Annotated in this window: 11 protein-coding genes; 3 read left to right on the top strand and 8 right to left on the bottom strand. The window is 58.5% G+C overall.

All coding sequences use genetic code 11. The features are described from left to right. Window positions 1-28: 28 nt before the first annotated feature. The 5 genes from CHB83_RS12585 to CHB83_RS12565 form a co-directional block, all read right to left on the bottom strand. Window positions 29-859: a DUF4198 domain-containing protein gene (locus tag CHB83_RS12585; protein ID WP_089332868.1), complete on the bottom strand. Its 831-nt coding sequence runs from the start codon at window positions 857-859 to the stop codon at window positions 29-31. A gap of 138 nt (window positions 860-997) precedes the next feature. Further along, window positions 998-2,836 (bottom strand): glycosyltransferase, encoded by a 1,839-nt coding sequence (locus tag CHB83_RS12580; RefSeq protein WP_045687340.1) that lies wholly within the window; start codon window positions 2,834-2,836, stop codon window positions 998-1,000. A gap of 310 nt (window positions 2,837-3,146) precedes the next feature. Beyond that, window positions 3,147-4,964 (bottom strand): alpha-amylase family glycosyl hydrolase, encoded by a 1,818-nt coding sequence (locus CHB83_RS12575; RefSeq protein ID WP_245855342.1) that lies wholly within the window; start codon window positions 4,962-4,964, stop codon window positions 3,147-3,149. A 193-nt stretch (window positions 4,965-5,157) separates the two neighbouring features. After that, window positions 5,158-5,850 (bottom strand): DUF421 domain-containing protein, encoded by a 693-nt coding sequence (locus tag CHB83_RS12570; RefSeq protein WP_089332867.1) that lies wholly within the window; start codon window positions 5,848-5,850, stop codon window positions 5,158-5,160. 91 nt (window positions 5,851-5,941) lie between these two features. Then, window positions 5,942-6,631 (bottom strand): DUF421 domain-containing protein, encoded by a 690-nt coding sequence (locus CHB83_RS12565; protein WP_045687341.1) that lies wholly within the window; start codon window positions 6,629-6,631, stop codon window positions 5,942-5,944. Window positions 6,632-6,826: 195 nt separating this feature from the next. On the opposite strand from CHB83_RS12565, the gene CHB83_RS12560 reads away from it, so the two are divergent. Beyond that, on the top strand, window positions 6,827-7,228 hold the full coding sequence (locus CHB83_RS12560) for a DUF6960 family protein (protein ID WP_089332866.1): 402 nt from the start codon (window positions 6,827-6,829) through the stop codon (window positions 7,226-7,228). A gap of 88 nt (window positions 7,229-7,316) precedes the next feature. On the opposite strand, the gene CHB83_RS12555 is transcribed toward CHB83_RS12560, so the two are convergent. Together CHB83_RS12555 and CHB83_RS12550 are read right to left on the bottom strand one after the other, a co-directional pair. Beyond that, a complete protein-coding gene (locus CHB83_RS12555) occupies window positions 7,317-9,323 on the bottom strand; it encodes a carboxypeptidase-like regulatory domain-containing protein (RefSeq protein WP_089332865.1) in 2,007 nt (668 codons plus the stop codon). Between the two features lie 507 nt (window positions 9,324-9,830). Next, window positions 9,831-11,177, bottom strand: coding sequence for a YfcC family protein (locus CHB83_RS12550; protein ID WP_089332864.1), 1,347 nt, complete (start codon window positions 11,175-11,177; stop codon window positions 9,831-9,833). Window positions 11,178-11,320: 143 nt separating this feature from the next. Here CHB83_RS12550 and CHB83_RS12545 point away from each other — a divergent pair, with 143 nt between their 5' ends. Together CHB83_RS12545 and CHB83_RS12540 are read left to right on the top strand one after the other, a co-directional pair. Beyond that, window positions 11,321-11,566, top strand: a complete 246-nt coding sequence (locus tag CHB83_RS12545) for a hypothetical protein (RefSeq protein WP_045687345.1) — start codon at window positions 11,321-11,323, stop codon at window positions 11,564-11,566. Between the two features lie 98 nt (window positions 11,567-11,664). Next, a complete protein-coding gene (locus tag CHB83_RS12540; RefSeq protein ID WP_089332862.1) occupies window positions 11,665-13,215 on the top strand; it encodes an ArnT family glycosyltransferase in 1,551 nt (516 codons plus the stop codon). A 69-nt stretch (window positions 13,216-13,284) separates the two neighbouring features. Here the strand turns inward: CHB83_RS12540 and CHB83_RS12535 are convergent, their stop codons facing one another. Next, window positions 13,285-13,857, bottom strand: coding sequence for a hypothetical protein (locus CHB83_RS12535; RefSeq protein ID WP_143437129.1), 573 nt, complete (start codon window positions 13,855-13,857; stop codon window positions 13,285-13,287). Window positions 13,858-13,881 lie beyond the last annotated feature (24 nt).

Genomic DNA, 13,881 nt, shown 5'->3' with positions numbered 1-13,881 from the left:
GACAAGGAAGAAAAACTGCGCTACGGACTCATCTGTCGGGCTTGAAACCGAAACTAAGGGTAGACCAAGTACTTTGCCACTCAGCTTGCGGGTGGTTGAGAGCGGGCGTCATACGCACGGTGCTTACTAAGTAATCACCAGGCCCGGATAAGCGAAACAACACACGGCCATTTTGGTTACTGCGAAGTTGCAAAGGCGGGGCCGCCGGGAGAGAAGTGCGCTGCCACACCTGCACTACTTGGCCGGGTACGGGACGCCCGGCAGCCAACACTCTAAGAGTGAGGGACGCGCCAGCATGGAGTGCGTAAGGGTTTTGTTCGGGCACCAATTCGAGGGGCAAGCCCGTTGCCCGGCTCCAGGCCCGCGCCGTGTCGGCGGCTGAAACGGGGCCCGCTTGTACAAGGGTCTTGGCGCACCGCCGGTACGCTTCCCGGCCAGGCTTCTGCATTTCTTCCCGCTGCTGGCGCAGGGCTACTATATAGTCCAGCTTGGCCTCACGCAAGTAGTCGTTAAACTCGTTGGCCGCTAGGGTACTATAGGCATCGTTGGTAGCCAGTGCCAGCAGATGGGTACCAGGCTGGGCAATGGTAAGGGTGCTCTGCAAGGTGTCCGCGGCAGCCATGGTAGGTAGAAGATCAACGGGCAATTGGCCCGGCGCATAGTGCCGAAAAGTAGTTAGGCGGCTACTCCGGCCAGCCCACCGCTGCGGCTGCTGAAAGCCCCGCCCCATAAGCCGCCGCAGGTGCACGACCGCGCCGGGCGCTACTATAAAACGCACTGGCTCTAGCCAAAATTCTTGCGCTATTGCCGTGCCTCCGAGCAGCAGTAAAGAAACCAGCAGGTGGAGGCGGCGCGTCATTGGGCGAAGAAAAGAAGGCTAGTATTAAGATTTAGTGAAGCCTTGCAATAGACTACAACTACAGAGGACAACATAACAAAAGAGCCTAGCCAGGTACATCTCCTAACTAGGCTCTTTTTTCGCAAGGAAAATAGAGGCTTAGCTACGCTCCAGTGCTAAGGCATATGCACGGTCGTAGTAGATACGCAGGTTTTTCCAGTCGAACATTTCTGAGGAGCTTTCTACGTTATTACGCTGCATGATTCGCTCGCGGCGGTTGAGCTGCACGAAATTCCAGAGCATATCCGTGAGTTCCTCAGCCGACTCCTCAAAGCTCTTTTCCTGGCGGCGCACCACAAAGATTCCTTTGTCTTCGTGGGCTGGCACGTGCTGCAAGGCGTAGTCGCCGAAGCCAGAAAGGTCGGAGGTAATAGCTGGTACGCCGCGGGCTACGCACTCCAGCGGGGTGTACCCCCAGGGTTCGTAGTAGCTCGGGAACACCCCTAAGTGGCAGCCGCGCACAAACTGGCCGTACTCCATGCCAAACAGGGGTGAGGTAGGCGATACAAAATCAGGGTGATACACGATCTTCACCCGGTCGTGCTGGTTATTTACCAAGTTGGCCCGGCGCACAAAGTTCAGGATGTCGTCGTTCTGGTCGTCTACCAGGTTGTGGGTGATGACGGATGGGAGGTGCTGGGTTTTCCAAGTTTGGAGCAGGCGGCGGTAGCGCAACTTCCAGTAGTCATCTACCATGCTGCTCAGGTCGGGTAGGCGGTGGTCGGTGCTGGCAGCAGCGGCGTAGAACAGCCGCTCGCCCACCTGGCGCTCAATTGCCTCGCAGGTGGCCTGCACTTCTTCCAGCACGGCCCGGTTTTGCAGCACCTGGGGGTTGATGCTATGAACGGGCCGCTTGGTGATGAAAAACATGACTACATCGCCCTCCAGGCCGCTCTGCTGCAGGCGGTAGTTGAGGCGGGCCAACGCCTCCAGGGTCAAGTCGAAGCCTTTGTTGTGGTACTCGTAGCGCCCACTCGTAAACAGGTACAAGGTCTTATCCAGATCGAAAGAGTACGACTGGAAGAAGTGTGCCATCACGAACTCGTGAATTTTGGACTTGTACTGCTGGTGCAGGTTTTGAAATTCGTGCAAGGCCACAAACCGCTCAATGTTCAAGCCATTGGGCAGCACCGCGTCCGGAATCCGGTCGAGCAAATAAATACATTCCCGTACCGTCAGTTCGCTCACGGTGGTGAAGACGTGGGAACCGTGGGCCGCTGCTCGTTCAATGGTTACGGCCGTTTCAATGTTGAAGTGCCGGGCCTCCGCCTGCCAATCCACCTGCATGAGGTGGTCGTAGAAATTGGGGTCGTTCATGGCCAGGTAGCGGCCTAGCAGGGTGGCGTGCGTGGTGAATACGATGTGCACGGGCACTTGCTCCCGCCGCAGATCGGGAATGGCAACGCCCGTCATCCACTCGTGGAAGTGGGCCAGTACGCGCTGCGGAGGAACTACCTCGGCCGTTAAGATCTGCAGGAACACCTTCGTCAGATAGCCAAAAGCTTCTACCTGATGCAGCAGATCGTCGCTGTCGGGGGTAGGAATGTGGTGGTGGTGCCAGAGGTCAGACTTGATCTGGCCGAGCCGGTCGTACACCTGGTAGGGGTTGATGAGCACCACGCGTGGGCGGCCCGTCACAAGCCAAATTCCCAAGTGCACATCATACCCCTGGCGCCGCATTTCGCGCACGGCACCCGCAAAAGGGTCGGAGAGCTTGGCTAGCTGGTAGTCGTCGTAGGGCTCAAACTCGCCCTGGGCCTGATGGGCAAAGTAGGGGCCGAGCAGGCAGTACCGCTCATCCCAGGCCTGCACCGTGGCAGGCACTTTCGAGCGGATAACGGTGTAGATACCGCCCACCTGGTTGCAGACTTCCCAGGCTACTTCCACGAGCAGGGCATCCGGAGCAATGGGTTCGGGGGCGGGGAGGGGTACTTGCATAGAAAAGATGATTCGGTGGGAGCAGCGGCAAGATATGGTTCTCGACGTGTTTCGCAGTATAAAAACCAGATGGTTTTGGGTAAATCACGTCGTAGGTCCCTACGGCCCTGGCTGGGCTCAGTTTTATTAGGAGCGTTTGCTCAGGACAATTCACGCCTAGTAGCCCCGCACCAGGCAAGGCTACCACCTAGCGGCAGGTGCTCATAGTCAGGCCGTAGCCTAACTAGTACAACGCAAAACGCGGCGGGCAAGGGCGGTACTGCTACCATCCCTACCCGCCGCGTTTTGCGTTGGTAATTACATACTAGCCTTATGCCGGCTCCTGCGAAATAATCAGGACGGAGTAGGGGGCCAGGCCGAAAGCGGCATGGAAGGGCTGGTCGTCGTACTCACCTTCTTCCGCTTGAGAATCTAGGCTCACGAAGTTGCCAAACTCTTGGTCGTAGCCAGCCCAGTCGGAGTTGAATCGGACGCGCCAGTGGCCTCCTGCGGGTACGCCAATGGAATAGGCTTCATGAGCACGGTCGGCGAAGTTGCACACCACCAAGGTCATGTCGCCGGGGCCACCCTGGTCCCAGCGGGCGAAGGCAATTACCTTGTCCTCGTTGTTGACGTGCAGAATCTGCACCTGCTGACCCAGGAGGCCGCGGGTGTGGCCGGCCGTGTTGCGGCGCAGCTGAATCAAATCGTGGTAGAGACGAACAAGCCCGGCGTGCTGCTCGGCGCGGCTCCAGTCCAGGGGTTGGTCGTCGGAGAAAGAGCCGTCGGCCAGCATCGTCTGCCCCTGGAAAATCATGGGAATGCCGGGGGACGTGAATACCAGCGCCGCACCTAAGGTAGAGCGCTTTTTAGGAAACCAGGAAGTAGCGTTGCCCGGCATGATTTCCTCGGTCACGCGGGCTTTGCCGTTGGCTACCTCATCGTGCGACTCCGTGTAGATGACGCGCTGGAAGGCGTCGCCGTTGTACACCTTGCTGATGGCCGCGGCCACCTGCTCCATGTCACGGTCGGCATCCTCAGGGGTAGTCAGGGCGTCGCGGATGGGGTACACGAAAGCGGAATCCCATTGCGAGGAAAAGCCTTGGCCGCCATCTTCGGGAGCCTTAGTGATGTACTCATTGCCCAGCAAATCTTCCGCAATGGTGATTTTCCAAGGCATGTGAGCCCGCACTTCTTCATTAATCCAAGTCATCAAGCTCCATCCTTCGGGCAGGTCGCGGGCTGGGTCACTGGAGCCGTCCACGTTGCGGATGTGCGAAATAGAGTCGCAACGTAGGCCGTCCACGCGGTAGTCTTCCAGCCACATCAGGGCGTTGTCGCGGATGTAGGCGCGCACGGCGTCGCGGCCGTAGTCGGGGCGGTTGTGGCCCCAGGGGGTTTCGGCGCGCCAGTCGTTGTAGAAGTAGATGCCGCCGCCGTCATTTTCGCTCCAGCCGTCAAACTGCCACAGGTCCAAGTCGCCGGGCCCAAAGTGGTTGTACACTACGTCCAGAATAATGGCAATGCCGAGGCGGTGAGCCACCTTTACAAGCTCACGGAAGGCTTTCGGTCCGCCATAATCCGTTTCGAGGGCGAAGGGGTGAGCCGGGTTGTAGCCCCAGCTGCGGCCACCCGGAAACTCCGTGGGCGGCATAATTTCAATGGCATTGATACCCAAATCCTGCAGGTAATCAAGCTTGTCAATAACGTCGAGAAAGGTGCCGGGCTTCTCCGGGTCGGGGGCGTTGAAGGTACCCACGTGCAGCTCGTAAATCACCAGCTCGTTCCAGGGGGGCATCTGGAAGTGGTCGTCTTCCCAGTCGAAGGTATGATCTGGAACAATGGAGTTGCCCGCTGAATGGGTTACCTCCCGAGCGTACGGGTCGTTGCGCGTTAGCTCGCCCGAGGGTGTTTTCAGCCAAAACTTGTATTCAGTGCCGGGGCCAAGCGCATCGAAATCGGCCGACCAGTAGCCGTCGGTTTCGTGGGTTAGGGGGTGCGTCTTGGGGCTCCACTCGTTGAAAGGACCAACAAGAGAAACCGCCGTGGCGGCCGGGGCCCACACGCGGAACGTAGTGCCGTGTTCGTGCGGAAGAGCGCCCATGCCAGCTTGTAGCACGGGAGCAGTGGGGGAGTCAATTTCAGGCATTAGGTATAGGTGTAGTGCAGCGCAAAAGCTCAACAGATGTTGCTACATACTGCCTATCCCAAAAATTAGTTATAATCCTAGAAAATGCTCTCCTAAGGCTCTTCTGATAAAATTCTGCCTATGCTTTTAAGTAAATAGCGTTGAGGTAGAGGGTAAACTGCTGATGATGAGCTTGTAATGGAATAATGCTACGTTAGCCGACTACTGCTGGAAGCCATTGCTGGTGCTGGCAGTGGGGGCAGACTTGGTTGCTCGCCTGTTTGCTCGGGAGCACGTTGCCGCAGTGGGCGCAAGCCAGGGTATCCGGTGCTTTCTCCTGATCTGCCAAGAATTCCTCGTCCCAGTTGGGTAGCACCGTAAGACCGGGCTGGGGGGGCTCCTGAGGCAGAATGGTGAAGTTGCCGTTGGCTTCCATGTATACCCGCTTCACCTGGCCTAAGTGCGTAATACCTTCACTCCGCAACTTGGCAAACAGGCGCTCTTTGGGCAGCACCGAGCTTTCCATGGCGCTATACTGCAGGCAGCCATCTTCCAGCAGAATAGCAATGTCATCTTGCGAAGCTTGCTCGAATTTCTTGCTGCGCAGCGTCCAGGCCGCTATCAGGCGCTGGCCCACCACAATGATAACCGCAATGCACAGAGGAGGCATAAGGCCCCGGTCGGGAGCTTGCATGGGTACCCCCACGGCAGCAGCCATGGCTACCATAGCGGCCATATCGTTGCGGCTGAGCTGGCCGCCCATGCGCTTGCCCATGAGCCGCATGGCCACCACAAGCAACACGTACAGAAAGGTAACGCGAATAACAGCCTCTATCAGAAAGCTCCACGGCACGTCGCCGAGTATGACACGCATGGTGTCGAACAGTTTGAATTCTTCTTGCTGCATACCTGCGAAAATGGGTGTGAAAGCCCACAGTGGCACCTCGTAGTGCCCGTTTGAGCACTAGGCCAGAAACCCGTGGTTGATAGTAAGTAAATTAGCGCACGGCTGGAGTCCAGTCGTCGTGGTGGCAGTTGGGGCACTGCGTGCCGGTGTGGCTTTGGGGTGTTGCTACGGTTCCGCAGTAGCGACAGGCCTTGGTGCTGTCCACGGTTTCCTGGCTACGCCGCAGGCGCTGGTCGAGGTCGGGTAGCACGCTAAGCCCAGGCACGGGAGGCTCTTGCTGGAAAATACTGAAGGTGCCGTCGGCTTCCATATAAGCCCGTTTCACTTGGCCTAGCTGGGTGATTTTCTGGTCGCGAAGCTGGGCATAGAGTTGCTCGTGCGACACCCGCTCCTCCTTCAATTTATCCAGCAGCAACACGCCATTTTTGGCAAGCAAAGTCACATTGCCTTGCAGTACCGCCTCCACTTTGCGTTGCTTAAAAGCCCACCAGTTGCTACCCCGCTGGAAAAATAGCACGCACAGCAGAAGCAGCACGGCCGGAATCATACCCCGGTTGGGCGTTTGCATTGGCACCGACACAATTGCCCCCAACGTGAGCATCACAGCCAGTTCCGTAATGGTGAGCTGAGCATTCATGCGCTTGCCGAGCAGGCGCATTACTACCAGAAAGATCAGGTAGATCAAAACTGTGCGAACAAGCACTTCCCAGGTGAACTCGCCGGGCGTATCGCCAAACAGGATGCGCTGCCAGTCGCCTAAATAAATCTCTTCCTTCTTCATGGTACCCTGTTGTAAGGCAAGCAAAAGGCCGCACTCGCGAGCGGCCTCCCCCTGATGAACGAAGCCCTAGCGGGGGTAGTTATACTGAAAAGCCGGAAATTGCGTCCGTAAAAATCACCATTCCGGCTTGCTGACCTGCGGCGCTGCTGTTACAAAGCAGGGCTGCCATTTTGCTGACTATCAAAGCTTTTTATCGTGCCTCGACCGAAACCTGTTATCTACGGCCTGTATTCCTGGACGCCTGACTACGGCTTCCGCTACATTCACCCCGCCAACCGCCGCAGCTTTGAATGGCTGGAGCCGTTGGGCAAAGTCTTTGAGAAAATAGATGAAACCGACGACTGGATTTTGCTGCGCTACGATGAGCAGCAGTTTAAAGTCAGCGGGGAGCTGTTCAAAGAACTCTACGACAAGCCCCCTTTCAGCTTTGGCGACTTAGTGGAAGAAACCAGCCCCGAGGATGGGCGGGCGGCCCACCGGGGCCTCATCTCCGACGTGTATTGGGACGAAGCTACTAGCACCGCTACGTTTCAGATGGTGGAAAAAAAGCGCAAAGTGAAGCGCGTTTTTGAAGCCGAAGAACTGCGGTTCGCTTAGTGGGTTTTGTCTTTGAACCAAAAGCGGCCGCTCCGTTCGTCTGGCCAGATGAACGGAGCGGCCGCTCTTAGCGTGGGTAGGGGCCGCATCAGAACTGGCCAAACTGCAGCCCCAGGCGCACCCCAAAGCGTTGTGGTACTACCAGCGGGCTGTGCAGGGGCTCGTTGTTTAGCTGTACCCGCAACTCGGGGCTTGACAATGACACCGTGGCATTGCTGCGAAAGAAGCCTCTTTTTTCCTCCAGCAGTAATTCCTGCCGGGTGCGAGGCCGCACCCAATAGCTGGCTTCCAGCAATAGTTGGTACCGCGCATTAAGCTCTAGCTCGGCCCCCAAGTGAGGCTGAAAGCCAGTCGTAACGGTTTGCAGGCCCAGGGCAAGGCGGCTGGCATTCAGGCGGGTGCCGTCCACACGCAGGTTGGCGTCGGGGTTGGGCAGGCGACCCAGGCGCTGCCGTAGCTTGAGGGTGCTATAGTCGAGGCCGGCGCGCACGTAGAACGGCCGGTGGCGCTGTGAAAGGTTGTAGCGGTAGAATAGTCCCCAACTGTTGAGCCCGCCGCGCACCTCGCCCCGTACCGTACCAAACCCATAGCGGGCTACCCACCGCTGGGCAAACCGGTACTGGTAGCTGCCCCCAGGCATGGCGCTAAGCTGGCGGGGGCGCACGGTGGCGGCTATAACGGGAGCAAATGACGAACCCGCCGGAGCATAGGAAACCAGTAAGCTTCCTGACGTAACTAGCAAGGGAACAGCATTAATGCTGAGGTAGTAGCGAAGCTGCCCATACGTACGCTTGCCAGGCTTACGTGAATCAGAAATTGTATCGGGTGGGGACGTGCTGGCAGTGGTAAGAGCGACGGAATCCAGGGCCGGGAGGCGGTCGGCCATGGCAGCCGAGTCGGAGAATAGCTGCTCGGCTTTGCGCTGGCGTTCTTCGTCTAGTAACTGCTGGGCTACCTGCTTGGGCAGCACCAAGGTGGTATAGTGCTGCCAGAATGTAGAGTCGTAGCGCACGGAGTTGCGCAAAAATACGTCCTCAAACTGTAGGCGGTCGGCGTAGGCTGGGCGCGCAGTGTGGGCCGTATCAATAGCCGTGGTGATGAACTCACTGGTATGCTGGTAGGGCGGGCTCGGCGTGGTGCGCACGGCCTGGTCCCACACGCGCTTCAGGTGCCAGCGGCCGGCGTAGCGTTGGTAGCTTACGTGGCGGGTGCGTGCAGTATAGGCCGAGGAAAACTGCACCCCAAACTGAGCCTGGTAGCGCCGCACCCCACCGGGCGTCAGGTGGTAGTCGGCCCCCAAAAAGGCGTACGTATCCAGGTCAATGTAAAGGCGTCCCTGGTAGTTGGCTTTGGTAGCGCCGCGCCGCGGAGTGAAGATGATAACGTACACTGGCCGGCCATTGAAGGTAGTAGGGTCGCCCATCTGATAGTCGTACTCACTGAAATGCGCCTTATTGATGAAATCGGCGCGGCTATGCACAAAGTCGAACCGGTGCGGAATAAAGGGGCCGGCCTGCCACAGCATTTGAATGCGGCTAGAGTCGGCGGCTTCGTACTTGCGGGTTTGAGAGAGTTGCACGTCGCCGGTTTCGCGGGGCGTGCGGTACGATACTTTGCGCACTTTCAGAATGCCCTCCGCCAAGTACTGGTAGCGCCCCCCCGGCACATTGCTGGACTCGCGGTAGAAGCCCGTCAGCACGGCCGGGCGGGCGGGGTAGTTGCGCGGAATGCGGGCTACCGCGGCCCGCACAATGCCCAGCGCCGAGCCCGACACGGTGACGTTGGCCAGCTGGGTAGGCGCAGGCGCTAGCAATACTTGCACCTCCTGGCCGGCTGGCACAGGCAGCTGCACCGTGGCGCGACGGTAGCCAATAAAGGTAATTTCCAGTGTCAGCTGCTGATACTCGGGGGGGATGCTTAAAGAGAAGCGGCCTTCTTCGTTGGCACTGGTGCCCAGCTGGTTGCCGCCTACCCCAATTTGGGCGTAGGATACCGGCTGGCGCGTTTGCGCGTCCAGCACCCGCCCTTTAATGGTAACGGGCCCCTGAGCCCCGGCAGTGAACGTGAGCAGCCCCAGAAGCAGAAAACGCAGCATAAGCGCAAAGAAAAAAGAATCAGGGTTGTTGCAATCAGTACACCATAGCAAGCCCGCGCCTGACACTACCACATGTAGTGCCCGCAAAGCCTCTACTTGCTCAGATGGCAGCAACCGCACCCAGTAAATTCTTGGAAGCACCCTAAGCCGGGTTTACCTGTCAAACGACAAAAACGGCTGTGCCAACTCATTATAGCTCCGCTTTTGTTTAGCCCTGGCAGTACTACAGTCCGTCTCACGGGCACTATAGCACTGTCAGGGCTAAACAAAGGCCCCCGGGCGTGAGCGGTTTCAGGAGTGCTGCCTGCCCAATATGCGGTAGCCGTGGCACCAGCCCCGCGCGCACAAGAGAGAGCCTCACTGTTGGGCGCGTTCTGTTGGGGAAGAGCCGCGCTGCTAGGAGTATTTTGCACGGTCAGGCAGCCCGCTACCCTGCTACTTTGCACTGGTAGGCAAGAGTTTTGGGGGTTGATGACATGGGGCTTCTCTATTAGTTGCCCCGTAGGTTTATATTCCCAGTGCAATGCCTACTACCACGGCCACAATGCCTAGCAGCACCAGCAGCGCGTAGAGCGGCAGTACGAACTTCCACCACGCGTCAAATCGCACGCCGCACGCCGCCACAATGGCCATTAGGGCGCCGTTGGTGGGCGTAATTAGCTCACAAAGGCCGGCCCCGTACTGGTAAGCCAGCACCGTAACCTGGCGCGAAAGGCCAATGAGGTCGGAGAGCGGAACGAGCAGAGGCATGGTCAGCACGGCCTGCCCGCTCACGCTGGGTACTGGTAGGTGCAGGGCCGTGTGCACGCCCATCATACCCAAGGCCGAGAGCCAGGCGGGCAACCCTGCCAGCGGCGCCGACAGGGCATTGACCACAGTATCTACTATGTGGCCCTGCTCCAGCACAACGAAGATGGCGCGGGCAAACCCAATGAGAATAGCCGAGAAGGCAATGTCGCGGAAGCCGGCCAGAAAGCCTTCGGCCGTACCTGTTAGGCCTAGGCCGCCCACCAAGCCCGCCACAATGCCGAGCCCGAGAAACAAAGCCGCCATCTGCTCAAACTCCCAGCCTAGTTGCAGAACGCCATAGGCGAAAAAGCCAAAGGTGACAAACAGCAGTAGCAAAACGAAGCCGTGGTTTTGCCCAATGTGAAGGGCGGCTGGGTCGGCTTCTTCGGTGGCAGCCGGGGCTACCCGGTGGCGCAGGGCGTAGCGCACGGTACCACTGATCCAGATAACCAAGGCCAAGCCCAGAAAGACCATCCGAAACCCACCGCCCGAAAGCAGGGGTAGCTGGGCCAGCTTCTGCGCCAACCCTACCTGAAACGGGTTCAGAGGGCTAAACGCCGCCCCCACGGCCGCCGAGCCCAGGCTCACGGCGGCAGCGGTGAGGGGCGGGTAGCCAATGCGCCGCATCAAAATCAGGAGCACGGGCACCAAGGGTACAATTTCCTCCTGCATGTTCTCTAGGGCACCCATAGTCGCAAACAGCACCGAGATAATGGGAATAACGATGGCCTCGCGCCCCCGAAACCGCGCCAACAGCCAGTCTACCCCCTGGCGGAGCGCCCCGGTCTGGTCCACCACGGTAAAGGCGCCGCCGGCCAGAAACACCAGGAAAATCACGGAAGCAGAATCAACCAGTCCTTTCGGAATGCTCACCAGGGCCTGCAAGGGGGTAACCGGAGTAGCCGGTACGCGGTGGTAAGAGCCCGCCACTACCACGTCGCGGCCGGTGGCAGCATCGGCTTGGCGTTCAAATACCCCAGCGGGCAGCACGTAACTCAACAGGCAAGCCAGCAACACAAACCCCGTCAGCAGCACCAGCGGGTGCGGAAAGCGAATCGTCTTCATTCCGCGAAGATGGTGAAATAGTGCGCGTGCCGTTTCCCCTGTTGCGGCTTAAGAAGCCAAGCAAGGAGGACGGGGGCGCATTTTCGCGGGGCGCTACCTCCCTACTGGAACCCAGCAGCAGTATCTTTGGGTTTTCAAGCGCTATGAAGTTCGCTGAGTTTAAACAACTGCACATGTACCGCCAAGCCGAGCACCTGCGCGGCCACGGCCATTTGTTGGCCGAGCGGCGGCAGGATAGTTTCCGTCTGCGCTTGTTTGCCGTGGGCGACTTTTACGCGGAAGAGTGGTGCCAGTGGGGAGAAGAGCGAATTTTGTTTATCCACCTCTTTCAGCACTCGGCCGGCCTGCACGATTATCTGGAAGGCATCCGCCTGCCGAAGGAGCTGTAGCCGGCCTACTAATTCAGCGGCAGCAACAGGCTGCATGAGCGTAGCGAGAAGAACAAGCGAGTAGCTCTCGTGTATTAGGTGGGTGCTATATTGTTGGCATGAAGCCTTCCCGCCTGCTCCCGTTGCTCTTGGCTGTCCTCAAGTTTGCGTCTGGCTTTTTGCTCGCTAGTCGGGCCTACGAACTGCACCGCGACGAATATCTCTACCTCAATTACGGACAGCACCTAGCCTGGGGCTACATTGAGGTGCCTCCGCTGACGGCCCTGCAAAGCTGGGTTACCCTGCAGCTCGGGGGCGGCTACTTCTGGGTGAAGTTCTGGCCCTTCTTGTGGGGTAGCCTCACGGTGTACTTGGTGGCGCGAGCTGCCCAGCGCCTGGGCGGTAGCGGGTGGGCGGTAGGGCTAGCTGGCCTGTGCTACCTCCTGGGTGGTTTTGCGCGGCTCAACTTCCTGTTTCAACCCAATTCCCTCGAGGTACTTGCCTTTACTCTAGTCAGCTACTTACTAATCTGCTACCGGCAAAAGGAGCGGGCTGGCCTATTGTTAGGCATGGGGGCCGTGCTGGGGCTGGGGTTACTGAACAAGTACTCGGCCCTATTCTTTATCGGAGCCCTGATGGTTAGCTTGCTGCTCACAGACTTGCGTCGGCTGCTGCTGACGCGAGCTTTGTGGATGGGAGCAGGCGTAGCGGCGCTAGTGTGGCTGCCCAATGTGCTGTGGCAGTTGCAGCATGGTATTCCTTTTTTGCATCACATGCAGGAGTTGCATGATACTCAGCTCGTGAACGTGTCGGGGGCCGATTTCTGGAAGGACCAGCTGCTCATGTGCTTGCCAGCGCTGTGGGTGTGGGTGCCGGGATTGGTGGCGTTGCTAGTGTACCGGCCGCTGCTGCCCTACCGGGTACTAGGCCTCATTTACTGCCTGGGCCTACTGCTGCTAACGGTGCTGCACGGCAAGAGCTACTACGCGCTGGGCTATTATCCTGTGTTGTTTGCGGCCGGAGCAGTGTGGTGGGAGCGACAGTTGGAGGGGTGGCCACGGGGCCAGCGGTGGCTGCGGCCGGCTCTGCTGCTGCTGCCCGTGCTGCTGCTAGTGCCCCTGTTACCAATGACTTTCACGCTGTTTGCGCCCGCCCGTATGCAGCAGGTGGGCGAGGCCTACCGAGGTAGCGGGGCCTTGCGCTGGGAAGATGGCCGCGACCATTCCCTGCCCCAAGACTTTGCCGATATGCTGGGCTGGCAGGAACTGGCCGGCAAAACTTGGTGGGTGTATCAGCAGCTACCTCCCGAAACCAGAAACCAAACCCTCATTTTAACTGCCAACTACGGGCAGGCGGGCGCCATCAATTATTATAACCGAAGCCGCCCCATGCCGTCGGCGCATAGCTTCAATGGGAGCTACCTGTTGTGGTTTCCGAGGCGACCCGCCCGGCCCTGGTCCTACCTCCTGATCATTGATGATGAGGTTCCCGACGCCGACTTGTTCCCGCACTTTCGTACGCTTCGGCAGGTAGCCCAGGTGCAAAATGCTTACGCCCGGGAGCAGAGCGCGGCTATCTACCTCGGTACTGCCCCCGATGCGGCAATCCTGGCCCGCATTTACCGGGAGCACGCGGCCGCAAAAGCCCTGTGGGAGAGCAAGCGGCCTTAAACCCAACTGCCCACCCGTAGCAGCGTGTGCGCTTGCTAGGGTGGGCAGCGGCGTAAGGCGGCAATAGTGCTATGGGCGCTCTACCGCTACTATTTCCTTTTTTGCCAGCATAATATTGAGGTCGTAGCGGGTTAGCTCAACGGGCTCGGAGGCGTAGTTTTCGGGTTTGTTGAGTTCCGCTACTTTGGTTTCCTGGTCAATTTCGTAGCTATTGGCCAGCAGCTTCACACTGTTGCCCGCCACGGCCGCCACTTTCAGTAAGGAGTAGTGACCATTGTCGGTCTTGATGTGGTACATATCGCCTTTGTGGGGCGCCGCAATAAAGACTTGGTTGGCTTTCTGATTGGTACTGTACACTACCGTACTCCACGCCAGCCCCAGCACCACAAGCAGCAACCCAGCGAAGTGCCAGGCGGGTACTCGCACGTTTTTGCGCAAGGTGATAAATGCCTGTTTAAGCACGGGCTCCATGTGCTTAGCCGGTATCACCCGCTGACATTGCTGACATTCGGCGGCGCCTGATTTGCCGATGGAGAACAATGGAAGCCAATACACGTGCATGTAATGCCCAACAATATGCAACTGCTGGCTGTCTACGGCAGCGCAGGCCGAACACGAGCCCGGTAGAGGAGCCGTGTGCAAGGGAGAAGAAAGGTGGCCGTAGAT

The organism is Hymenobacter mucosus, assembly GCF_900188255.1.
GTDB lineage: Bacteria > Bacteroidota > Bacteroidia > Cytophagales > Hymenobacteraceae > Hymenobacter > Hymenobacter mucosus.
Note: the sequence above shows the minus strand (reverse complement) of the source record. Positions and strands in the feature narration are given on the sequence as shown.